Annotated in this window: 21 protein-coding genes; 5 read left to right on the top strand and 16 right to left on the bottom strand. The window is 38.9% G+C overall.

Annotated features, from left to right (window positions below; all coding sequences use genetic code 11):
* Positions 1 to 52: 52 nt before the first annotated feature.
* From ACM46_RS16625 to ACM46_RS16615, 3 genes are all read right to left on the bottom strand, one after another.
* The gene (locus tag ACM46_RS16625) at positions 53 to 1,504 is read right to left on the bottom strand and encodes an amidohydrolase family protein (RefSeq protein ID WP_048507787.1); all 1,452 of its coding nucleotides are present in this window, start codon (positions 1,502 to 1,504) and stop codon (positions 53 to 55) included.
* A 14-nt stretch (positions 1,505 to 1,518) separates the two neighbouring features.
* A complete protein-coding gene (locus ACM46_RS16620) occupies positions 1,519 to 3,063 on the bottom strand; it encodes a serine hydrolase (RefSeq protein ID WP_053082715.1) in 1,545 nt (514 codons plus the stop codon).
* Between the two features lie 183 nt (positions 3,064 to 3,246).
* Positions 3,247 to 5,052, bottom strand: a complete 1,806-nt coding sequence (locus ACM46_RS16615) for a hypothetical protein (RefSeq protein ID WP_048507849.1) — start codon at positions 5,050 to 5,052, stop codon at positions 3,247 to 3,249.
* Positions 5,053 to 5,556: 504 nt separating this feature from the next.
* On the opposite strand from ACM46_RS16615, the gene ACM46_RS16605 reads away from it, so the two are divergent.
* Together ACM46_RS16605 and ACM46_RS16600 are read left to right on the top strand one after the other, a co-directional pair.
* A complete protein-coding gene (locus ACM46_RS16605; protein WP_048507785.1) occupies positions 5,557 to 6,153 on the top strand; it encodes a Crp/Fnr family transcriptional regulator in 597 nt (198 codons plus the stop codon).
* 485 nt (positions 6,154 to 6,638) lie between these two features.
* Positions 6,639 to 6,983, top strand: coding sequence for a mannan-binding lectin (locus ACM46_RS16600; RefSeq protein ID WP_048507784.1), 345 nt, complete (start codon positions 6,639 to 6,641; stop codon positions 6,981 to 6,983).
* 52 nt (positions 6,984 to 7,035) lie between these two features.
* On the opposite strand, the gene ACM46_RS16595 is transcribed toward ACM46_RS16600, so the two are convergent.
* The gene (locus ACM46_RS16595; protein ID WP_048507783.1) at positions 7,036 to 7,818 is read right to left on the bottom strand and encodes a helix-turn-helix domain-containing protein; all 783 of its coding nucleotides are present in this window, start codon (positions 7,816 to 7,818) and stop codon (positions 7,036 to 7,038) included.
* 74 nt (positions 7,819 to 7,892) lie between these two features.
* Here ACM46_RS16595 and ACM46_RS16590 point away from each other — a divergent pair, with 74 nt between their 5' ends.
* Positions 7,893 to 9,095, top strand: a complete 1,203-nt coding sequence (locus ACM46_RS16590) for a CynX/NimT family MFS transporter (RefSeq protein ID WP_048507782.1) — start codon at positions 7,893 to 7,895, stop codon at positions 9,093 to 9,095.
* Between the two features lie 28 nt (positions 9,096 to 9,123).
* On the opposite strand, the gene ACM46_RS16585 is transcribed toward ACM46_RS16590, so the two are convergent.
* From ACM46_RS16585 to ACM46_RS23710, 3 genes are all read right to left on the bottom strand, one after another.
* A complete protein-coding gene (locus ACM46_RS16585) occupies positions 9,124 to 9,831 on the bottom strand; it encodes a DUF421 domain-containing protein (protein WP_117614446.1) in 708 nt (235 codons plus the stop codon).
* Between the two features lie 77 nt (positions 9,832 to 9,908).
* Positions 9,909 to 10,475, bottom strand: coding sequence for an MBL fold metallo-hydrolase (locus tag ACM46_RS16580; protein ID WP_277619859.1), 567 nt, complete (start codon positions 10,473 to 10,475; stop codon positions 9,909 to 9,911).
* A gap of 15 nt (positions 10,476 to 10,490) precedes the next feature.
* A complete protein-coding gene (locus tag ACM46_RS23710; protein WP_241486037.1) occupies positions 10,491 to 10,673 on the bottom strand; it encodes a hypothetical protein in 183 nt (60 codons plus the stop codon).
* A 91-nt stretch (positions 10,674 to 10,764) separates the two neighbouring features.
* Between ACM46_RS23710 and ACM46_RS16575 the strand changes: the two genes are divergently transcribed.
* Positions 10,765 to 11,106 (top strand): winged helix-turn-helix transcriptional regulator, encoded by a 342-nt coding sequence (locus tag ACM46_RS16575; protein ID WP_048507781.1) that lies wholly within the window; start codon positions 10,765 to 10,767, stop codon positions 11,104 to 11,106.
* Here ACM46_RS16575 and bioA read toward each other — a convergent pair.
* The 5 genes from bioA to ACM46_RS16550 form a co-directional block, all read right to left on the bottom strand.
* Positions 11,072 to 12,361, bottom strand: coding sequence for an adenosylmethionine--8-amino-7-oxononanoate transaminase (bioA, locus tag ACM46_RS16570; RefSeq protein WP_048507780.1), 1,290 nt, complete (start codon positions 12,359 to 12,361; stop codon positions 11,072 to 11,074). The two genes, ACM46_RS16575 and bioA, sit on opposite strands and share 35 nt — an antisense overlap.
* A 108-nt stretch (positions 12,362 to 12,469) precedes the next feature.
* Positions 12,470 to 13,456 carry a biotin synthase BioB gene (bioB, locus tag ACM46_RS16565; RefSeq protein WP_048507779.1) on the bottom strand — a complete coding sequence of 329 codons (987 nt, stop codon included), beginning with the start codon at positions 13,454 to 13,456 and terminating at the stop codon, positions 12,470 to 12,472.
* A gap of 2 nt (positions 13,457 to 13,458) precedes the next feature.
* Positions 13,459 to 14,142 (bottom strand): dethiobiotin synthase, encoded by a 684-nt coding sequence (bioD, locus tag ACM46_RS16560; RefSeq protein ID WP_338151999.1) that lies wholly within the window; start codon positions 14,140 to 14,142, stop codon positions 13,459 to 13,461.
* Positions 14,143 to 14,214: 72 nt separating this feature from the next.
* Positions 14,215 to 15,315, bottom strand: coding sequence for an aminotransferase class I/II-fold pyridoxal phosphate-dependent enzyme (locus ACM46_RS16555; RefSeq protein WP_048507778.1), 1,101 nt, complete (start codon positions 15,313 to 15,315; stop codon positions 14,215 to 14,217).
* Positions 15,308 to 15,931 carry a hypothetical protein gene (locus tag ACM46_RS16550; protein WP_048507846.1) on the bottom strand — a complete coding sequence of 208 codons (624 nt, stop codon included), beginning with the start codon at positions 15,929 to 15,931 and terminating at the stop codon, positions 15,308 to 15,310. Before ACM46_RS16550 ends, ACM46_RS16555 begins: the two co-directional genes overlap by 8 nt.
* Positions 15,932 to 16,110: 179 nt before the next feature.
* Between ACM46_RS16550 and ACM46_RS16545 the strand changes: the two genes are divergently transcribed.
* Positions 16,111 to 17,598, top strand: a complete 1,488-nt coding sequence (locus tag ACM46_RS16545; RefSeq protein ID WP_048507777.1) for an aminotransferase-like domain-containing protein — start codon at positions 16,111 to 16,113, stop codon at positions 17,596 to 17,598.
* A 723-nt stretch (positions 17,599 to 18,321) separates the two neighbouring features.
* On the opposite strand, the gene ACM46_RS16540 is transcribed toward ACM46_RS16545, so the two are convergent.
* The 4 genes from ACM46_RS16540 to ACM46_RS16525 are packed head-to-tail and all read right to left on the bottom strand — an operon-like array spanning position 18,322 to position 23,557.
* Positions 18,322 to 19,491 (bottom strand): PepSY-associated TM helix domain-containing protein, encoded by a 1,170-nt coding sequence (locus ACM46_RS16540; protein ID WP_048507776.1) that lies wholly within the window; start codon positions 19,489 to 19,491, stop codon positions 18,322 to 18,324.
* Positions 19,492 to 19,493: 2 nt separating this feature from the next.
* Positions 19,494 to 21,932, bottom strand: a complete 2,439-nt coding sequence (locus tag ACM46_RS16535; protein WP_083997430.1) for a TonB-dependent receptor — start codon at positions 21,930 to 21,932, stop codon at positions 19,494 to 19,496.
* Complete coding sequence (locus ACM46_RS16530) at positions 21,919 to 23,307, bottom strand: AMP-binding protein (RefSeq protein ID WP_048507775.1); 1,389 nt, start codon at positions 23,305 to 23,307, stop codon at positions 21,919 to 21,921. Before ACM46_RS16530 ends, ACM46_RS16535 begins: the two co-directional genes overlap by 14 nt.
* A 4-nt stretch (positions 23,308 to 23,311) precedes the next feature.
* Positions 23,312 to 23,557 (bottom strand): acyl carrier protein, encoded by a 246-nt coding sequence (locus ACM46_RS16525; RefSeq protein ID WP_048504159.1) that lies wholly within the window; start codon positions 23,555 to 23,557, stop codon positions 23,312 to 23,314.

The raw sequence follows: 23,557 nt of genomic DNA, 5'->3' as shown, positions 1-23,557 counted from the left end.
TAAACCATCTACATGTTATGAATTAAAAATCAATATGTTATAGAAATTTGATTTATTTTACCATGCGTCCTTTTACGGCTTTTCCGGGAAATACTCCAGAAAGCATGACCCCTTTGGAAATCAGCATTTTGCCATTGATCCACACATTTTCCATTCCTGTAGAATAGGAGAATCCGTTTTCATAGGTTGCATTATCCCTTACTTTTTTGGGGTCAAACAATATTAAATCTGCAAAACAGCCTTTCTGTATTCTACCTCTGAATTTCATATCCGGAGCTGCTTTTTCCAGAACTTTAGCAGGCATCAGAGTCATTTTTTCAATAGCTTTTGGCAGACTTATCAGTTGGTCTTCCCGTACATATTGGCGTAATATTTTACAAAAAGTTCCTGAAGCTCTGGGATGTCCTTTAGGCGAATAATCCCCTCCATCGCTGGCAATCATTGTAACCGGAGAAGCAATAGCAGCCTTAATCCAGTCTTCTTTAAGCATATGCACGATAACCGAGCCTCCGGTTTTTCTATATTTTTTAAATGTTTCAGGAGTCAGTCTTTCTCCGGTGGCAACCCATTGCAAATCACCGTAGCTGCATCCCAAACGCTGCTGCCATCCTTCATTAAATATTTCTGAACTTATCTCGGTATTACCTGCAGTATAGGGATACAATTCGGTGGTAACGGGAAAACCTCTTAATTGTGCTTTTTGAACCAAATCGAGGCAGAACAGTATATCTTTCCTCGCCATGCTGTTGATATGGCAGATATGTAACTGGGTCTGATTCACAACAGCATCGGCAATAGCCTGTTGAAAAGCAATTGCTCCCCCTTCACGAACATGGGTGAATACCGGAATCTTCCATTTGCCTGCCAGTTCATATACAAACCCAATTTCTTCTGCTGAAGCATTAGGCAGATACCCAACCGGAACCCCAATACCGATAACTCCATCCGTAACTGCTTTCCTTAGAAGCTTTTCAAAGGTATTAAAATCTTTTTCTGGGACCGGAAATTTGACACTGTTATCGGTTAATTCCTCATAAATCGAAGGGTATACTTTATTATTTTTTCTTAGAACGCGATTTCTGTAAGCCAACTGGCAGGCTGATGCCCCGTAATTAAGAACAGCTTTACCTTGACGGGCCTGCAGCCACTTTGAGATGGTATCTACGCCCACTTCAAGTTCCAAAGCGGTAGTCACTCCATCGTAAGCCTGGTAAGCATTTTCCATATTGGTCTGCCCATGTGCATGCAAATCTATGAAACCGGGAGCAAGCACTTTCCCTGCACCATTTACCGTAGTTCTTCCTTTAAGATTTTGTCCGGTAACAGCCTCAATTCTGTCACCAATAATTCCTACCTGAAGTATACTGTCTGTTTTAGTTTCGGGATCAATGACCCGTGCATTTTGGATGACAATATCATACATCTTTGTCTCAGCTGGTTTGTTGCATCCGATCATAAGAAGCACCATACAGGCAGCTGGCCATTTTTTTAATAATGTTCCCATACATCAACCCTGTTTTATTTTGTTTTTGGAGCTGTAACTGTGGCTTTCTTTTTAAATGTAAGTGGTTCAAGCATTGGTTCGAGCTTTACAGACATAGAAACGATTTTACCGGAATCATCTGTCTGGAAATTAAAATTGGAATCATCATCAGCGTCTTTATCTATCACATTATTTTTAACCTCCATTGGAATAAAGACATCATAATGTTTGTGTGATAAATAGAGTTCGTTTTTTGGAGTCTGAGCAAAAAGTGAATCTTTTTTTGTTGTAATATGAAAGGTTCCGTAGCCCGGATGCGTATAATCTCCAGCAAAATCCTGCAGTGGATGTGATGGTTTGGTGCCAGTTGTTCTGCTTTCTGCTGCTGTTTTCTTTGTTTCTGCAAGTTTTTTCTTGGCCTCGGTCTGCTTTTCCTTCAGATACGCGATCCAGTCTGTTTCTTTAGCGGCAAGTAAGAGATCGGAAACTATATTTCTGGCTAATGAAGGTAACATAGACCCATTCTGGTTAGTAAGCACTACAACGCCCATATTATCGGAAGGAAAAAGAGAAACATTCGCTGAAAAACCATCAATATTACCTCCATGTTCCAGACGGTAATGTCCTTTGTATGAAGAGACAAACCAGGCATATCCATAGCTGTTCTGATGCTGGTCAGGGAACTTCGGATCCGGCATTCCGCTTATGATGAATAACGGATTGATGGCTTTTTTTACGTAAGCCTCCGGCAGCACCTGCTTTTCTTTGTATTTTCCTTTATTCAGCCAGATCTGTATCCAGCGGGTCATCTCAAGAGCGCTGCTGTTAATGCTTCCTGCGGGGCTCATAGCAGCAATATTGTAATAGTTCATGGCTTTGGTTGTCTCCATATTTTTCCACTCATAACCGATCGCCATATTTTTTGCCTTATTCATTTCTGCAAAGCTTAAATTGGAGTTTTTCATTTCCAGAGGGATAAAAAACCGTTCCCGAATGTTATCTTCCCAGGATTTACCCGTAATTTTTTCCGTAATCATACCCTGAATAAGATATCCGAAGTTGTTATAATACCATTGGGTACGAATATCTTTGAAAGGTTCATGGTATTTTATCCGGGCCAACAGACTATCCCTGTTTTCGGTAGGAAACAGATACCAGGACATATCATGCCTTGGCAGCCCTGAGCGGTGAGAAACCAGATCTTTAATGGTAAGCTCGGAATTAAGCAGATCATTATAAAACTCCAGCTTTGGCAGATATTTCCGTGGACTATCATCAAAGCTTAACCCATGTTCAGCTTCCATAATTCCGAGTAAACCGGTTGTAAATGCTTTAGTAGTGGAACCAATCGCAAATAAAGTATTTTCATCTGCTTTTTGTTTTTTTTCTATATTACTATACCCGAATCCCTTACTATACACCACTTTGTTATCTTTAACAATGGCTATGGAAAACCCGGGTGCATAAGTTTCTTTTAATAAGATATTTAGCTTGTCATCCAGTTGTTTTGTCGGAAAAGCAGTTTGAGAAAATGCTAAATTGAAATTTAACAGAAAAATAAAAATTAAACCGTATTTCATAAAAAATGTATTTCAACAAAAGTAATGATTTGTTACAAATACCAAGTTATGCAATTAACAGTATATATCATATTCATAATCATCTGATTGCTTTCCTGATTATGGCATGATTTTTCACTTCGTGGAATACAAAACAGCCTCCGCAATGGAAGCTGTTTGATCTATCAATTAAAAAAAGTACTGTTACTTTTCAACCTGAGGAACCTCAATGGCTGTAAGCATCAGTTTATATTCCTGCAGCTGCAGGTCAATGGTTTTCAATCCGCTTTTAAAGAAATTGGATGTATGAAACAGATGATTGTAGTATTCAATACCTTCCAATACATTTTTCTTGAATGCATTCCACTTCTTGGTCTGGGCATGAGTAATCTGTGCCGAAGAATTCGCAATTTCTTTTTTAAGATAATCCACGTACATCTTCAGTTCATTGATGAACATATTAGGACGCTGGTTATCGGGAAGAACATTGGCATTTCCATAAATATGTTTTACCATCTCCGAAAGCGAAACTTCTTTATCAAAAAACGCAAGATTGGGTCCCGGGCATATCACTACGCCTTGTTTTTCGCCTTTTATTTCCAGATTTTGCTCCATATAAGCGGAATTCACCAATCCTACACACAGGCAGGCTTTATCTGTAATTTGTGCCTTTCTTCTGTTCACTTCTTCAGCAGACAATTCAACATTGGCCTGCAATTCCTTCAACTTAATATCCTGGTATTTTTTAGAAGCCGTACAGGTTCCCTGCGGTGAAAATTCTTTGCTCAAAGCCAGCAGCTTTTTAGGACATGAGCTTCCATATCTTCCGGCCGCTTCTTTTTGATGTTTCAAAAGCTCATTGGATGTTCCGCGAACAGTATTGAAAGGAACTCCCAAAGGTGAAATATTACTCAGATAAAAATCTTTTTCCTTTGATTTTAAAAGCAGATTCCGGGTTTCGGTATCCACGGAAGTCGCTTCAGGAACCAGCAGAAAAGGAGATCCCCATCCCACGCTGTCTACATGATAGTTTTCCAGCAGGAACTCATGTTCTTCAGAGGTTCCTACCCCGCCCTGAACTGTAATTTTTATCTCCAGTGGCTCAGAAACCGAATGTTTTCCTTTCTGTTCCAGTGCAGCAATCATCAATGCATGGGCAGACTGAATCAGTTCATTTTTTTTCTGCTTAAACTCTTCCATAATAGGTCCAAGCAGCATTCCTTCTGTGGCAAATGCGTGACCGCCACAATTCAGACCGGACTCTATTCTGTATTCTGAAATCCACAGTCCTTTTTTGGCCAGAAAATTTCCCTGAATCATAGCAGAGCGGAAATCACTGACTTTAAGAATAATTTTCTTTTTCAGCATACCATTCTGATCCGGAAAAAAGTCATCAAACTCTTCAATATAGCTGTACAGGCGCGGATTCATCCCCGCAGAAAGTACCATTGAAGAAGATAACTTGCTCTGTGCAAAACCACGAAGCGAAGCATGAGCGTCATTGAACATCACAGGAAGCTGTTCGTCTTTTTTGTAGTTGTCTTTATCGACTTTCGTCATAATATTGACATCAATGCTCCCCGGAGTCAGATTGGATTCAATGAAATTTTTAATGCTCGATCCTAAGCTGTCTTTCTGATTGATAAGATTCTGAAGCCCGTTTTTCAGATCTGAAGTATTGGGCAATATGGCCATAAAGTTTTTTAAAGCCTCCTTATTTTTGGTGATTTCCTGTTTGAAAGTTTCAAATTTTTCATTCACGATATCATCTACCATATCCAGGTAAGCCGTAATTCTTTTTGCTCTGTAATCTTCTGTTTTTGTTGAAATTCCTAAATAATCCAGATTGAATTTCCTGTTATAAAAGTCTTTCATTTTTTCCAGGATTTCATCATCAATAATGGAAATAACGGAAGAAATTCCATATTGGGCAACACGGATCGGGCTGTCTATGGTATACGCCAGACCCATCACCGGAATATGGAAATTGTGTAACGGTTTATGTGTCATTTTATTTTGATAAAAATTCTTTCTTTTAAAATGAGTTAAAGCCTCAGAATACTTCATTGTGTTGAAAGAAGTTCTTTCGTTATGGACTTTAACTGTCCTAAATTTATCATTTTAATATTAGCTATGCATTAAATAACACTTGTAATATCGGAAATATGCTAAATATCATTCTTTTGCCGCATCTTTCTTTCACATCATCCAGAATGTTTAAAGAAACTGAAAAACCTCTCAATCGAGAGGCCATGTTAAAACGTAATGTATTGAGATATATGGAAATATATATGATTTCAAAATTAAACAGAAGGGAGGATACATTTTATGACTGGAATCATGTTAGCATTGTTTTTAATATCAATTTGTTAAAGTTTGTTTATTTTACCTTGTTTTTATAAAGTAATATTTATTTTTGGCTGAAAATTTAAAAGAGCATAAACCGGATTTATTGAAAACAGGTAAAACTTATGCTTTATAGCCGCCCAGAATACAGAACAGATGCATATACCTATGATAATTGATGAAGAATTTTTGCTTTCCTCAGGAGCTGAGCTGATCAAGTATACCGTGAATGAGATTATTTTTAAAGAGGGTGACATGCCTAAATATTATTTTCAGATCAAAACCGGAACGGTAAAAATCAACAACTATCACGAGGACGGGCGGGAAATCATTCACAGTATCCCTTTTGACGGGCATTGTATTGCGGAAAGTTCCTTGTTCATTGATAAAGCCTATCCTGTGAATGCTGTAGCCATGTCCGGCTGCGAAATCATAAGAATGGAGAAAGTTAAATTTCTCGAGCTTATCAGGAACTCTCCTCAACTTTTTGAAAAGCTTTACCTCTATACTGCTGAAAGAATGTATTACAGGCATGTGATGCTGAATAATATTTCGGCACCTGATCCTGGCACAAAGGTAAAACGGGTCATGGAAAGTCTTAAATCTTATAATCAGTACACCAGCAAATATTCTTACCAGTTTCCTTTTACCAGACAGCAGCTGGCTTCTCTTACGGGTTTATGTGTAGAAACCGTTATCCGGGTTGTCAAAAAGATGGAAAAAGAAAAAACGGTAAGAATACAAAACGGTAAAATATTTTATTAACCTTTATTTCAAATTCCTCATTTTCTTACAAAGGATTTTTGATCAATTTCTAATCTGAATTTTTCCCAGGTCGTAGAAATATCCTCGTACTCTTCGTTTCCGTACATTTTTCTCTTATTGTAGAAATACAATTATAAAATAATGAAAGAAACATAAGAATGACTCAATTCATTATTTTTAACTGGAATTAATAATTTTTTAAAATTTATATCAAAATTATGTTTTTTATGATATAAAATTATCTATATTTGTGGATCGAAATAATTTTTTTTCATCATTTGTGTTTTTTTAAGGTCTCCTCCTTTAGGGGACCTTTTTAATTATACGCATTCGTAATTGTTTATTGGGTTCATATATTAAAATTCAACATGTTTATGGAATGCTTAGGTGGAAATACGGAATTATTAATTTAGTGCTTTCTACTCTACCATACTTCCCTTTAAAGTGACAAATTTGTAATGTTAAACAACTTAAAACATTACACCATGTCAACATTCAAAATCAACATCATTGCAGGTCCGCTTTGGAGCAATGACGAAGCACAGAGATTAGGAGGCCGTATTGCCGCGGCTCATTTAGGAAAATTCACCGGACAATGGAGCACCATTGTTGAAGGTCAGATGAGCGTTATCGAAGTTGAATTCGATACACAACCATCGGGAAGCACAGAATACACCCTGGACGTTTTAGCGGGACCTATCTGGAGCAACGAAGATGCGAAAGAAGTGTGTCCTTCCATATGCGCCTCTTACGGAGGAACATGGAACGGCCAGTGGACTACAGTTGTAGAAGGCAAAATGAGCGTTTGCGGCTGTGTATTCAAGTTCTAGGAATATATTCAATTCACTACAGATTATAATCTCCGGCCACCCCGGAGATTTTTTATTTAATGGTCTTTATAAAATCTGTAGGTCTGAATTTCATGACAGACTGAAAGCTTCTTGTAAAAGCCTGTACACTTTTATAGCCTACAGCATAGGCTATTTCTGAAATGGTAAGATCTCCGGAGCTTAGCAGTTCCAGACTTTTGATAATCCGCAGAACCTGTTGATATTTACTCAGGGTCGTTCCTGTTTCTTTTTTAAAAATGCGTTCTATAGTGCGTAAAGAAAGCAAAGAAATGTCACTTAGATCTTCCATTCTTATATCTTCCTGATAATGATTATGAATATAGCCCACCGCATCAGACAGCCGTTTGTCTTCGGGAAGCCCGATATGGAGTTTTAATGAATGCTCTACAAATTGAGGCAGCTCATTGAAAAGAGCTTTCAGGAACAGGATTTCATCAGGGTCCGTTGATGTTAATTTTGACCATTTCTCCGCATATCTTATCATTTCCTTCAATACAGGAGGTACTGAAAAAACACTAATCTCGCGATGAAAAGCACTATCTTGTTCTACATTCGCAAACATAATCATCAGTTTTATTTTTTCGGAATGGGAATTGGTTTTATGAATAACCCCGGGAGGAATCCATGCGGCATGATTTTGCGGAAGCAGATAGATTTTTCCGTCCATCGTAATGTACTGAAATCCACTTTCTACATACACCAACTGGCCTTTTTGATGAGAATGAAGAATATCATCATGCCGCCAGTTTTCTTCAAACCATACAAAATAAGGTTTTTCCAGTTCGTCAATTGCAATCGTGTCGTGAGGGTTCATGTCGTTTTAAGTTAAAACTTTGACAAAATTAAACAAAACAACTGAATTAATTTTGCCATAAATCTATTTGTGCGATGAAGAACGAAACAAGAAAGAATGCTTCCTATATCCTGATGGCCATTAATATTCTGGTTGTTATCCTTGTATCCAGCAACCTGAGATCTCCGATTATTTCGGTTTCTCCCGTACTAGCGGATATAAAGAATGCTTTACACCTGAACAGTTTTCAGGTGAGCCTGCTTACCTCTATCCCACTTTTTATGTTTGCGACCTGCTCAGTTCTGGTCAGCAGATTTTCGCATCAGTTGAGTATCAGTAAATTGCTGATGTACTCTCTGATAATTTTGAGTTTCGGGCTTTTCCTGCGTATTACAGGTTCCCTCTGGACGCTTTTTGCAGGCTCGGTTTTCATCGGTTTGGGAATCTGTATAGGAAATGTGGTGACGCCGGGATACATCAAGAATAATTTCCCTAAACAAATCGGACTGATGACCGGGATTTTCGCGGTGTCCATGAATCTTACTGCAGCGCTGGCATCGGGTTTCAGTGTCAGAATTGGAGAATGGACAGGGTTCGGATGGCGTGGTTCACTCGGGATATGGCTCATTATTGCCGGACTGGGACTATTTGTTCTTATATTGGAATTGATCTTCAACAAAAGAAATTCAGGTCAGAAAAAAGCGGCATTAAGTGTTTCTGATTTTAATATGTTTAAATCTGCCCAGGCATGGAATATCAGTATATTTATGGGACTTCAGTCATTGTTCTATTACTGCATTATGGCCTGGCTTCCCTCTTTCCTCACAGATTATAAAATGCAGGAAGAAAGCACGGGGTGGGTTCTTTTTATGATTCAGATCACTATGATTCCTATCACTTTCTGTGCTCCGATTATCGCCAGCAAAATGAAGAACCAGCGAATTCTGATTGTTTTCATCTGCAGTCTGATGTTGGTGAGCACCCTAATGTTTGCATGGCTGCAGTCTCAGTGGATTTATGCCAATGCAGTCATTATCGGTATTTCAAACGGATTATCTTTCAGCTTATCTATTCTTTTCTTTTCAACAAGGACGAAAAACAGTGCCAATGCCGTGAAAATATCAGGAATGGCACAGTCTGTAGGTTATATGATTGCTGCATTCGGGCCTCCGGTTTTTGGAAGACTTCATGACTGGGATCTCTCGTGGAAAAGTTCTTTTTACTTTTTAAGCTGCGCCGTGATCTTGATGTTTTATTTCGGGATGAAAGCGGCCAGAAATAAATGTGTAGAAGACTAGCTCTTATCGGGATATTTTAGATCAGCCGCTAAGTAATCCTTTTTCTGCTGCTTGCCTCCACCCATTCATCTTTACTGCACTTAGGGCAGCAGCCTGCATTTCCCTGTGTTTTATGCTCTGTATATCCGCAAAAGATACAGGAATAATAACTTTCTTTGCTGATATTCTTTAATGGATTTTCTAACGATTCCGGCATAATGGGAAGACCGTATCTCACATCTTTATCCTCGTAATAAAACAGGCTGATTTCCCCCGAACTTTCCACAATAGCCGTTTCTATCTGCCCAAGCTGCGAGACCCCTTTTAATCTTAACTCGGCAAAGAATTCATCACTGCCCAGGTTTTCTTTCTTAAAATTATCGATAGCAAATTCTCCATTGCGGATGAGGCAGCTGCACGAACCTTCCACCAGCTTTTCAAATCTTTTGCTCTTCCCTATGAAAAAGGTAATAATACTGTACAAAAGGATGATAACAACAAAAACAAGAATAGAGGAAATAATCCCTACATCTTTGTTGAACATAGGATCCCCGGCTGCAGAACCTAAACCAATAATAACCACAAGTTCAAAAATAGAGAGCTGTTTCACTCCCCTTTTGCCTAAAACCCTTAATCCGATAATAATAGCAAGAAACATAATAGCTGTCCTGAGAATAATCTCTAAAAGAAAGGACCATTCTTCGTGCCCCATCAGTAATTCTTTCCAGTTCAGCTCCAATAGAAATACAGATAACATAGCGATTAATTTAGGAAAGGCATCCAAAAAATAAGCCATTGCCTTTGGGAAAGGTGGCTTCGAGTGCCACCATCCTTTTAATCAAAAGAATACACTTCTCCATCCTGCAAAATAAAACATCTATCCTGCAAATTGTTTTCATTGATCTTTTTCTGAATAAATGTGCGGTCTTCTTTGCAGTGGCTCACTGCCTCAAGATGAGTGACCAAAACAGAAGCTTCCGGTGCATATTGACAAAGCCGGACAATATCATCACTGGTCATAATGATAGGATCTCCCATCACAAAAGTGGCAGCACCTCCTGCGACAACGATATGTTGTGGCTTATGTTTGCTGATTTCCGCCGCTATTCCCTCGTACCAAATGCTGTCGCCTACGATGTATATGGTTTTGCTTTCTGTTTTAAAAACAAATCCGTTGACCAATCCCATCTTTTCTCCTATTTCTCCGGTTCCATGTTGTCCTTCCGTGGTAGAAATATGAATATTTTCCCATGTCACGGAAGTTTTCACGGAAATTATATTTTTAAACCCGAATTCGGAAATCTGCTCTGAAATTGCTGCGGGACAAATGACAGGAATGTTTTTATCTAACAGCTCAATGGCTTTTTCATCCCAGTGATCAGGGTGAAGATGAGTCACCACCACTGCATCTATGGTCTACAGCTTATGGTTCAATTCTTCTTCACTGAACGGAAGACCAACCAGAGGATTCAGAAGTTCGTTGTCTGTCATCGGAAATTTTCCCAGACTGCCTTTTTTTCCAAGCATAGGATCAATTAAAATATTTTTTTCTCCGATTTGGAGCAGCAAGGTAGCATTACGCCATAACTGTAGTTTCATTTTATTTAAATTTGTACAGCAAAACTATTGCTTAACCTCTGTTAAATAATGGACGGTTACCAAAAGGTTAACGACAAATAGCAAATCATGTATGAATTTTGAAGAATTTAAAAACTGCGGACTGAGACGAAGTCTGGATATTCTTTCCGGGAAATGGAAGCCATTGATTCTGCATTCTCTTTTTGAAGAAGAACAGATCCGGTTTGTAGAGCTGTGGCGAAAAATGCCGAGAGTCTCAAAGAAAGTACTTTCGGAGCAGCTAAAACAACTGGAGGAAAATCATATCATCCAACGAATTGAAGTCTATAATTTCCCTCCGGAAGTTTATTATAAATTAACGGACAAAGCTTTGAAATTAGGACCTATACTCCATCAGCTTCATCAATGGGGCAATGATCTTAATTCTGAAATAGCTCTAAAACCTCAAGAATAGTCTCATAAACAAAGTCTAATTCTTCTGCGTTGATGCAATACGGTGGAACCAGATACATGACATTTCCCAAAGGACGCATAATAATGCCACGATGCAAAAATGCATCATACAGTTTTTTCCCAATCTCGTTAAAATAAGAGGTATTCTGATTAGTTTTGTATTCAAAAGCAAGAATAGTTCCCGTCTGGCGTACGTTTTCTACATCCGGATGGTTTGAAAGAGTTTTAGAAAAATCTGAATGCTGTCTGCTGATACGGTCAATTGCTGTTAATGTTTCTTCCTGTAATAAAAGCTCCATACTGGCCAATGCCGCAGTACATGCCAAAGGATTGGCTGTAAAAGAATGCCCGTGGAACAGTGTTTTATACCGGTCATCAGACAAAAATGCACTGAAAATTTCTTGCGAACAGGTCGTAATTCCCATTGGCATTGTTCCTCCTGTTAAACCTTTCGAAAAGCACATAATATCCGGCATTTCCGTAAGATGATTGGCAGCAAATAATTTTCCTGTCCTTCCGAAACCGGTAAACACTTCGTCCTGAACCATCAGAATTTCCTCACTTCTGCAGAACTTCATCAGCTCGTCCAGATGTTTGGCGTCATACATCAGCATTCCTGCAGCGCCCTGTACTAAAGGTTCATAAATAAAACAGGCTGTTTCTTCTGCAAGTTCTCCGATCTGTTTTTTTAAATCGTCCAGATTTTCTGCATTGGGTGTATCAATAAAAACCACTTCAAACAGCATACTTCCGAAAGGTTTTGTCCATACGCTTCTGCCGCTTACCGACATCGCACCGAAAGTATCCCCGTGATACGCATTTTTGAAAGCTAAAATTTTGGTCTTTTCTTTTCCCAGATTATAGGCGTACTGAATACACATTTTCAACGCCGCTTCTACTGCGGTTGAGCCATTATCAGAATAAAAAACCTTACTTTGATTTTCCGGCAGCAGGTTCAGCAGATTTTCTGATAACTGAACAGCAGGTTCATGGGTAAATCCTGCAAAAATAACCTGCTCCAGCGTATTCAACTGTTGAAATACACGCTCTGCAATATATGGATGAGCATGACCATGCAAAGTTACCCACCATGATGAAACAGCATCTATATATTTTTTCCCATCCTCATCATATAAATAAACGCCTTTTCCTTTTACTATAGGCACGGCATCTCCGGCTGTTTTCATCTGAGTATAAGGATGCCAGTTGACAGCTTTATCTCTTTCGGTCAGATGGGTTGGTATTAATGTTTTCATTTTCTTTAATTAGAAGTTAGAAATTAGAGATTAGAAGTTAGTCGTTAAAAGACGGGATAGAAGTTCTGTAAGCAAACCCGAATCACGAATTCACGTAACTCGTATCCTCTAACAACAGGTACTTTCCTTCATCTTCATCGGTTTCAGACCCAGTTTTTCCAGCATCTGCATGTCTTCAGAAACACCCGGGTTCGGAGTTACCAATAAGGTTTCTCTTTCTCCTGTAAAGATAGAATTGGCTCCGGCCATAAAGCACCAGGCCTGTTCTGTTTCATTCATTTCTATACGTCCGGCACTTAATCTGACCATTGACGACGGCATTACAATTCTTGCCGTAGCAATCATTCTTACCATTTCCCAGGTATCTACTTTTTCATTATCTTCAAGCGGAGTTCCTGCCACTCTTGCAAGAGCATTGATAGGAACAGATTCCGGATGTTTCGGCATCGTTGCTAAGGTCAAAAGCATGGAAATACGGTCTCTGTGTGTTTCCCCAAGTCCGATGATTCCTCCTGAACATACCGTTATTCCTGCTTTTCTTACATTATTAATCGTATTGATTCTGTTATCGAAGGTTCTGGTAGAAATGATTTCTTCATAATATTGTTCTGAAGTATCCAGATTGTGGTTATAGGCATACAAACCTGCTTCCTGAAGACGGATGGCCTGTTCTTCGGTAAGCATTCCCAAAGTACAGCATACTTCAAGTCCCAGCTCGTTGACTCCTTTTACCATATCAATAACCCTGTCGAAATCACGGTTGTTACGAACTTCACGCCAAGCAGCAGCCATACAGAAACGGGATGAGCCGCTGTCTTTTGCTTTTTGGGCATGGGCAATAACGGTTTCTGTCGGCAATAGCGCCTGCACTTTGATATTGGTATGGTAACGGGCCGCCTGACCACAGTAAGAACAGTCTTCAGGACACCCTCCCGTTTTGATGGATAACAATGTTGAGATTTGCACTTCTGAAGGATCATGCCATTCACGATGCACTGTGGATGCTTTATAGATCAGTTCAAGCAGAGGCTGATGATAAATCTCCTCTATTTCTTCTTTTGTCCAGTTGTTTCTGATGGTTGTTTTTTTGTCCATTATCATAAATTTGTTTTTTTTAATTGTTCTGCAGCATTTCTGATGCTGTCTTTTGTAGGCTGATCAATTTCAGGGATGCGGATAATTCTCGTTTCTTTTTTTATATATCCGGAAATAACTCTTTCCGTATCCGGAGGAAAAGTTCCGTTGAGGATCAGATATTCCAGTTTAATTTCTTTTTGTTCTAATGCCATGATGGAAAGCAGACTGTGATTGATGCACCCTAAATAATTCCGGACCACCAATGCTGTGGGAAGTTCAAGCTTCTCAATCAGATCAATCATAAAAGTGTCATCTGAAAGAGGAACCATAAGTCCTCCCGCTCCTTCTACAATAAGCATATTATCTGTTTGAGGAATCTGAAAATGATTAATATCTATCTGTACATCTTCCTCGCGGGCAGACTGGTGAGGAGACGCAGCCAGTTTAAAACGGTAAGTTTCCGGATGACAGACTGTATCATCTGTCCAGGATTCTATTTTATAACTGTCTGAGTACTCCAGATCTCCGGACTGTACAGGTTTCCAGTAATCTGCTTTAAAATATTGCGTTAAAACAGCTGAGCATATTGTTTTTCCAACTTCGGTTCCTATGCCGGTGATGAATAGTTTGTTCATGGGGTGTTGCGGGGTTCGGGTTACGGGGTGCGTGATTCGGGTTTCGGGTTTTGCTTTTTTTTTATTCATTATCCATAAGCAATTTTGCAAATTCGCTTTCTCAGCCATCTTTGCTTTATTTGCTTCCTTCACCATTTCGCTTCAAACAAACCCTCCAATAATCTCCGCCATTTCAACAATTTCTTTTTCAGTATTGAAGCTGTGAAGGCATATTCTGAGTCTTTCGGTTCCTGCTTTTACAGTTGGACTGTAGACGGCGTAGGTTAAGAAGTTTTTGTCGGATAAAGCTCTCTGTAAATTTCTCAATTGTTGATTGTCCGGAATCAGTACAGCCTGTATCGGGCTCAATCCCGAAGAGGGTGTTTGTATATTCTGATTTCTGAAAATGTTAATATTTCTGTGAAGCTTTTCGAGTAATTGGGGGTTCTTCTTTAAAAATTCATATCCGGTTTGTATAGCTGCCCATAAAAAATCCTGTGCTGCTGTGGTATAAATGAATGGCGAAGCAAAGTTGACCAGATAAGCCTTCACTGTTTCATTGCATAGAATAGATGCTCCATGTGCTCCCAAAGCCTTTCCATAAGTCATTACGGCTGCAAAAACATCGTGATGCAACTGATATTTTTCAATCAATCCGTATCCGAAAACGCCAAAAGCATGGGCTTCATCCACAACCAAAGCGGCATTATATTTTTTCGCCAAAGCTGCAATTTCCTGAATCGGAGCCAGATCTCCATCCATTGAATAGAGACTTTCTATAGCAATATAGCAATGCCCGGTTTGTTTTTGCAGAATACATTCCAGATCTTCCAGATCATTATGTCTGAATTTTAATTTCTTAGCATGCGACATCCTGCAGGCATCATGAACCGAACGGTGAATCTGTTCATCCACAATAATGACATCATGGCGGTCTGGCAATGCAGAGAATAAAGCTAAATTTGCATTATAGCCGGAAGAAAAAAGCAATGCTGCAGAATACTGATGTTGTTCCGCAATATAGTTTTCCACTTCTGTCACTTTACTACTGTTTCCACTAATTAGCCTGGATCCGGAGCTTCCGGAAAGCAATTCCGGGTTTTCCTGGATCTGTAACAGTAACTCCAACTGCAATTCTTTATTTCCAGCCAAACCCAGATAATCATTGGAATAAAAATCAACTCCTTTTGACTGAGGTTTTAAAGTCCTTAATATTCCGTCTTCCTCTCTTTTAACGAGGGCTTGCTGAAATTTTTTAAGCATAATCTACCTGTGACACTTCTTCTGCTATAGCGTCAATCCATTGGGTATGCAATTCTTTTTCTATCATCAGAATATGCTCGGCATGAAGTTTCCAGTCTGCCGAAAACTCGTCTAACTGATTGATCATCTCCTCAAGATGTCCTTCTTCTTCCAGAATAATAGATTTTACCATAATTTTTGAAGATTCTTTTGTCAGAATATCCTGATAGACCGGATACAGTTCATCAGCACGGACTTCAATAGCATACGTCACAAAAAGATAGGCTGCATATTTCAGTTCTTCCTGATTCAGATTGAATACAGTCTGAAGGTATCTGCATGCTTTGATGTCTAAAGAATGAAGGTACTGTCTGGTAGCTACCGGCGCCAGAAGTTCATCAGGCTGGTAGGTTTTGCACAATTCAGGGTCTATTTTCCCGATCTGTTTTTTGAGATAATAAGCGTGACGGTGCTCTTCAGCAGCATGTTTAAGCTGAATCAAGGTCACTGAAACAGGATGCTCACATTTCGAAATTTTTCTTGCTCCGGCATTTTCCATGAATGAGAGCGTATTCAGCCATTTGGCGTGCATTACTCCATCCTGTACAATTTTTTCAAGCAGTTGATGAAATTCCATATATTTTTGATTTTTGTTCGGGTTGCGAGGTTTGGGTTTTGGGGTACGAGTTTCGGGGTTTAATCCTCTTTTCATAGGTCGTAGTTAATACCTCGTAACGCGTATCCCGTAACTTATCATTTACTTTGATCCAAAATTAGTATATTGCCGGACCATTAAAAGGTGCCAGTTTTAATATTATGGATAGTCCGGTTAAAATTCCTTATCAAAGTTTTATAGAAATCGACAGAAGTTCAGAGACTTCTATCTATATGCAAATAGCCAATCAACTGATCAATGCTATTCAGAGAGGTTTTCTACCTTATGGAACCAAACTGCCCGGAACCCGGACCTTCAGTGAAGTTCTGGAAATCCACCGCAATACAGCAGTAGCAGTATATGACGAGCTATCGGCACAGGGCTGGGTAGAAAGCCTTCCCAACAAAGGAACCTTCATTATCGGAGAAAATCATGAGAAACCCGTGAAAGTGAAGAATTTTGAAAAAAACAGTCTTCAGAATTACCCCGAAACGACAGGTTTCTCTTTTAAAACGTCCAATATTTTAGATAATCCGTTTGAGCATTCAGATTGTGAATATGTTTTTAATGATGGCGTACCGGATATCAGACTGACCCAGATTGGCCAGCATTCACGGTTTTACAGTTCTATTCTTAAAAGGAAATCCAACCAGAAAATGCTGGGACATTACAACCACGACGGAAGTGAATTTTTTAAAGAACATTTATCCCGGTACCTCAATCTTTCCCGAGGAATGCCAATTTCAAAGAACAATCTTCTCATTACCCGAAGCACGGAGATGAGTATTTATATTGTTTCCGAAATTCTCCTTTCTCAGAATGATACTGTTTTGGTAGGAGCATTGAGTTATTTTTCCGTGAATATGATTTTTCAAAAGGCAGGCGTGAATATTCTTTCGATGCCCATTGATGAAGACGGAATTATTGTAGAACATGTAAGAGAAGCCTGCAAAAAGCAAAAAATCAGAATGCTTTATCTTACGCCGCATCATCACTATCCTACAACTGTTGCTTTAAGCGCCCAACGCAGACTGGAACTTCTGGATCTGGCCAATGAATATGGATTCATCATTCTGGAAGATGATTACGATTATGAATTTCATTATGATAAAAGCCCCATCCTTCCACTTGCCAGCGCAGATACAAACGGAATGGTTATTTACATCGGGTCTTTTGGAAAATCGCTGGCACCGGGGTTCAGGACCGGATTTATCGTAGCTCCTGAAAATCTGATGGGAGAAATGAGAAAATATCTGGGTATCATTGACCGGCAGGGAGATATTTTAATGGAAAGAGCCCTGGGAGAAATGATTGAAGAAGGTGAAATCCACCGTTATCTGAAGAAATCTCTAAAGGTTTATCAGGAAAGGCGGGATTATTTTGCCGAACTGCTTGAAAACAATCTGGAAGGGCTGATACAGTTTCAAAAACCATCCGGAGGTCTTGCTTTCTGGCTGGAATGGAATGTTCGGGTCAATCTGATGCAACTGAGCCGGAATTGTGCGCAGAATAATCTGTTTATTCCTAAGACACTGCTTTATCAGACTAAAGATCTTACTGCCATGAGATTGGGATTTGGAAACCTTACTATTGAGGAAATGGAGAGAAGTGTTGGAATTTTTGCGGAAAATGCTAAAAAATTGCTGTGATTTTTTTATTTCTCGCTGATTATGCAGATATAGCAGATTTTTGAGGATGTTGATTTTAAACCTTATTGGTTTTTGAAATCTATTAGGTTGGAAATGAAAATTAAGAGCTTTTTTTATAAACCATTAAGGGTTATTAAGTTTTTAAGAACATTAAGTTTTGCTTTGCTTTAAGGTTTATAGCTTTAAAAAATCATTTGATTTTTTTCTTAACTAGCCTTACTCACTTCATTGATCTTAATGTTTCAAAATAGTATTCCGTGAAAATCGATTTTCAATAATGAATATGGAACTCACCATGGAATTGTTGTAAAAATACTTTCTATTTCTCGCTGATTATGCAGATGTAGCAGATTTTTGAGGATGGTTACAATAAACCTAATAGGTTTTAAAAACCTATTAGGTTTGAAATGGAAATTAAGAGCTTTTTTCATAAACCATTAAGGGTTATTAAGTTTTTAAGAACATTAAGTTTTGCTTTGCTTTAAGGTGGATAGCTTAAAAAATCAATTGATTTTTCTTAACTAACCTTACTCATTTCATTGATCTTAATGTTTCAAAATAGTATTCCGTGAAAATTGGTTTTAAATTTAAATTAACCACAGATGGCACGGATGTACACAGATGTTTGCGTTTTATGGATTTTTGAAATTTTCAGGAATAAAAAAAGTGTAACACTCAATGGTTACACTTATCTGAATTTTTGTTTTTTAAGTTTTTCGAAGTTTATACTTTCACTTTCTTTTTCTTTGGCTTCTTCTTTTTTCTGTTTAAATAAATAATAAATCCCGTAACAGGAAGTGAAGCCGCAATAATACCTGCAAAAAGAAATAAGAATCTTCCGGTGGTTCCAAGAATACTTCCTGTATGAAGATCATAATTCCTTGCTCTTAATGCAGAGCCATATCCAATGTTCTTATCCTGGTAGGATTGCTGTCTTATTATTTTACCCGAATACTGATCAAAATTGAACTGCTCATTCTGGTAATGCTTGCTGCCATAGGTAACCTCAGCATAATAAGTTCCCTCTTCTGTCTTCGGAAAGCTGATGAGCGCCGATTCTTTATCTGCCAGACTCTTCTCTACTCTATTTCCTACGATATTCAGGATATTTTTCTGATCCGTTGATTCTTCGGAAGGAATTATGCTTTTGGCTTTCTCTTCCGTTTTGGCTTTTCCGTTCAGCGTTTTCTTCATCCATTTGTCGAAGCCTTCAAAATTCCAGACCAAAGCGGCATAACAGATCAGAAGCAGAGGAATGACCGCATAAAATCCCAAGACATTGTGCATATCATAATTGATTCTTTTCCATTTGGCCGATGTTTTAATGAAAAACATTCCTTTCAGTGCATTCTTATTCATTTTCCGGGGAAACCAGATCACCAGCCCTGAAAAAAGCATAATTGCCAATATAAGCGTTGAATATCCGGTAATGGTTTTTCCAATTTTTTCACCCAGCAAAAGTCTTCTGTGAAGATCCATCACAATCTCGAAAAAATCATTTTTTGCATTTTCCACTTCAAGCACTTTTCCGGTATAAGGGTCTACATACACTCTGTAATAATGAATATAAGAACCCCAGTACGTTAATGCTTCCTTATTCATTTTCAAAGATCGGAAGACATAGCTTCTTGAAGGATCTGAAGATATCTCTACCCTGCTCACTTTCAGACTGTCCGGTAATGCCTGTTCAGCTTTTAGTTTAAGGTCAGAAAACGGAAGTTTTTCTTTTTTTATGGTTTTAACGAAATATTTTTCCGGGTGTATGGCATGTTTCAATTCTTTTTCAAAAGCAAGAATACATCCTGTAACTGCCATTATTACAACTATAAGCCCGGACGTTAGTCCGAGCCATAGATGTAATTGATATGTTATCTTTCTAAATGTAGAATTCATTATTAAAATTTAAGACTCACCTCAGCTACAAAGTTACGAGGCATTTGGGCAACTATAACACCTTGCCCTGCAAAATACTGTGCATTTCCTAAATTATTCATTTTAAATCCTAATCTGTATCTTTCTTTTTCAAGAGAAATGGAAGCATTGATTAAAGTATAAGCCGGGAAGGTAAACTGTCCGGTAGTTGCATTATCTACAGTAATCTGCTCGCCGACACGGTTTACTCCAAAGCCTAATCCAAGACCTGAAAGTCCATTGATCGGCAATATATAGCTCACCCATGAATTGAATACATTAGTGGGACCTGAAGAAGACGGACGACGGCCATCCACAGCAGGAGCAGCTTTTACAAACTTACTGTCGTTGTGAGAATATCCTGCCATAATATTCAGACCCTGAATCGGGTTAAGGATCGTTTCAATTTCGAAACCTTTACTTCTCTGTTCTCCATCCTGAATGGTCACATTGTAGCTTTTTCCGTCACGAAATATCGGTTCTACTCTTAGCATATTATTAACCAGAATATCATAATATCCTACTGTGAAGTTCACTCTGTTTCTCCAAAGATTTCCTTTGAATCCCACTTCCCACTGATTGGATCTCTGTGGTTTGAAATCTCCACTATAGTCTGCAAGCGGCTGTGCAACCGGAACTACATTGCTGAAACCATTCATATAGTTAGCATATGCAGACAAATGATCTTTAAGGATCTGGTAGGTTAAACCGAATTTTGGAGATAATGCATTCTGATTGAATGTTCCCGTATTGATATTTGTGTTTAAGTCAAGTTGTCCTTTGCTTTCATAATGGTCAAAACGTAAGCTTAATAAAGCAATCAAACGGTCTGTAATGTATACCGCATCAGAAATATACGCTCCGTAAATATTGCTGGATGCCGTATTTCTTACTAAAGGAGCTGTAGAAGTCTGGATTTTTTGTAAAGCCAAATCTTTGGAAATGGCTCCATATGTTCCTGTCACTCCTCCACCTATTGGCGCTGCGAGATTCTTCCCATCAATTCTGTCATATGCAACAATTGGAGAAAGGTTATTATTCAAAGACTGGTTTAAATAATCTAATCCGATAAGAAGTTTGTTCTTAACGCTTCCTATCTTAAATTCTCCATTAAAGTTCTGTTGAAAGCTGGTAGAGGCTCCCTCACCATTCTGCCACTGTACATTACGCTCTAAAATGTTATCCGTGTCTCCTCTCATGAACTGATATTGGTATAATCCTTCCGTTTTTCTGTAGTTTCTTGAGAGTAAAGTCTGAGAAGTCCACTGATCTGAAATTTTATAATTCACCTCAGCTTTTACATTGATGGAAGGCGCCTTTAAGCTCATATCATTATTTGAATAAGATCTTTTCCAGTCGTATCCAAGTTCACCCGGAGTTTTTGCAATAAATGCTCTCGTTCTAGGTAAAAAGATAATCGGAGTGTTGGTTCCTTCATAGGTATAAATCTGAGCTCCCAGGTTAAATTTTAACCTGTCGTTCACCTGATAACTGAATGTAGGGGCCACAAACATTGATTTTCTGAATTCAGAATCTCTGAATCCGTTCTGATACTGATACGCAGCATTCAAACGGAACAACGTTTTTCTTGAATCTGTAATCGGGCCATATACATCAGCTGTAACACGGTTCAGATTATAGCTTCCCAAAAGATAAGAAACTTCTCCTCCGAAATAATCTTTCGGCTTTTTGGTCGTTACATTAATCAATCCTCCGAAGGAATTCACCGCCCCTCCGTAAAGGGTTCCGGAAGGTCCTTTGATCACGTCGATACGTTCAATATCTGCAGGATCAATTTCCGAGTTGGTGGTTGCCGGAACACCGTCTACCATAGAAACCCTGGTAGGAAATCCTCTTAAATTATAATAAAAACTTCCGTCTCCCGCTCTCCCGGCACTTCCCTGCATTTTTACAATACCTGAAACGTTTTTCAAGGCATCGGAAACATCATAGATCAATTGCTCCTTCAGAATCTGCTGATTGATGCTTGTATAGAACTGAGGATTTTCAAGATTTTTCAAAGGCATCTTTGCAACAGATGTACTGTCTTTATCGAGAAATTTGTTTCGGCTTACGGCATACACTGTAATTCCTTCAATCACGTTGTTTTCTACTGAAGTATAAATAGCCGGAATTTCAAAAACATCTTTTTCAATGCGGATCTTCTCACGCATCAGTTCAATGTCATTCAAAACCACCTGAAGCGTATATTCTCCGGGTGGCACATTATCAAAGTAATATTCTCCTAAATTGTTGGTCTTAGCCTGATACGGCGTATTAACTAATCTTAAAAGCGCATTCTTCACGGGCACTTTTTCGGACAACATGATCTTTCCGTTAACGCGTTCACTCTGCTGGGCAGAAGCAAAAATAGGAAGACCGACAAGGAATAAAAGTAATATAGGGGTTTTAAATATTTTCATGCTGTAAATTTTGTAGCAGTGGGTAGTTGATTTTGCCGTTTTGTGATAATGGGAATGACTCTATGTGTTCGGTGCGTACGTACTGCGGATTGATGCGAAGCTTGTTTTTAATGATTTCGGTAATGGTTTGGGGATCAATCCCGAGGTTGTCATAAAGAACAATGATCTTCTTATCATTGCCGTTCAGACACACCACCGTATTGCCGTCCAGTTCATTTTTAAGAATAAACTCTACCTCATCCAGATTGAGACGGATTCCGAAAAGCTTCATGATTCTTTTGATTCTTCCTGTAATGTAATACAGTCCGTTCTGTCCTTTTCTTCCGGTGTCTCCCGTATGAAGAAGTCTGGGCTGTTCGTAAGTAGACAGATCTTCAAGCTTGTTGGCATAACCTCCGCTGATGCTTGAATGTAAGAAAAGAAGTTCATCCGTTTCCGGGTCTATCTGGAATGTTCCCCCATGTACAGGGGTCCCGATAGATGTTTCTTCTTCAAGAAGTCCGTCTGTGGTAAGATAAGCCATTCTTCCGCCGGCTTCTGTCTGACCGTACTGGGCAAAGAACTGTTTTTCAAATTCATGACAGTAGTTGAAAATGGTTTTTCTCAGCTCAGCATTAATCACACCTCCTGTGTGCGTCATATATCTGAGACTGTTGCTGTTTTTTCTGAAGAACCCGATTCTGTTCAGGTTTTCATACAGATACGGAACGCCTCCCAGCGTGCTGTAGCCATATTCTTCCATTTCGTCCCAGAAGGCTTTCTGCATAATGTCTTTATCCGTGCAGACTATTCTTCCCGCCCGCATACAGTTGGTCGTAAAAATAGAAAAACCGTACACGAAATTAATCGGTACGTTTAACGGGACTACATCAGATGCTTCAATGGGCATGTACTGAAGGATGCTTACCGCATTCTGATAAAGGTTTTCATCTGAAAGTTTCACCAGCTTCGGAACTCCGGTGGTGCCGGAAGTACTTAAAAGGATCTTGATTTCAGGATCAATAGTGACTTCCGGCTGGTAATTCTCCTTAGCAAAGATTTTCACACTGTCGGAAAATTCCTTCAAAACATATCCCTGAACTTCTTCTCTTGATGGATCGAAGATGTATTTGGGACGGTATTCAGCTTCCAGACGTTCTTTAAATTCCGGATGCAGTTTCTGTCCTAAAACAGCAATGGCATGAGCCGTTCCATAAAAATTGAGGAGCACCTCAATGCTGGGCAGCTGATTGTCATTGTACAAAAAGATCAATCCTTTTTCTACAGGATTGAGGCCTAAAGACCGGTACAGCGTTCCAATCGGTGTGGTGGCACCGCTGGAAGCATCTGTAAACAACAAGTTCTTGTTGGCAATTACATTTTCTAAAATTTTCATATACTTAGTTTTCTACGAGTACATCGTATTTTTTCATTTTTTCGCGGATCTTTCCGACGGTTCCCATTTCAAGGATGTCATTAAAGTCAAACTTTACCTGATAAAACTGCTCCAGAGCTTCTACAATAAGAAGGTGCGACATAGAATCCCATTCAGGGATTTCCTGATACGTCAGGTTTTCGTCTACCAGTTCTTTCTTTACAGCAATTGCTGATGCGATAATTTCATAAAATTCGTCTGTTGTGTGCAT

The organism is Chryseobacterium angstadtii (assembly GCF_001045465.1).
Taxonomy (GTDB): domain Bacteria; phylum Bacteroidota; class Bacteroidia; order Flavobacteriales; family Weeksellaceae; genus Chryseobacterium; species Chryseobacterium angstadtii.
This window is presented reverse-complemented; position numbering and strand designations above follow the sequence as displayed.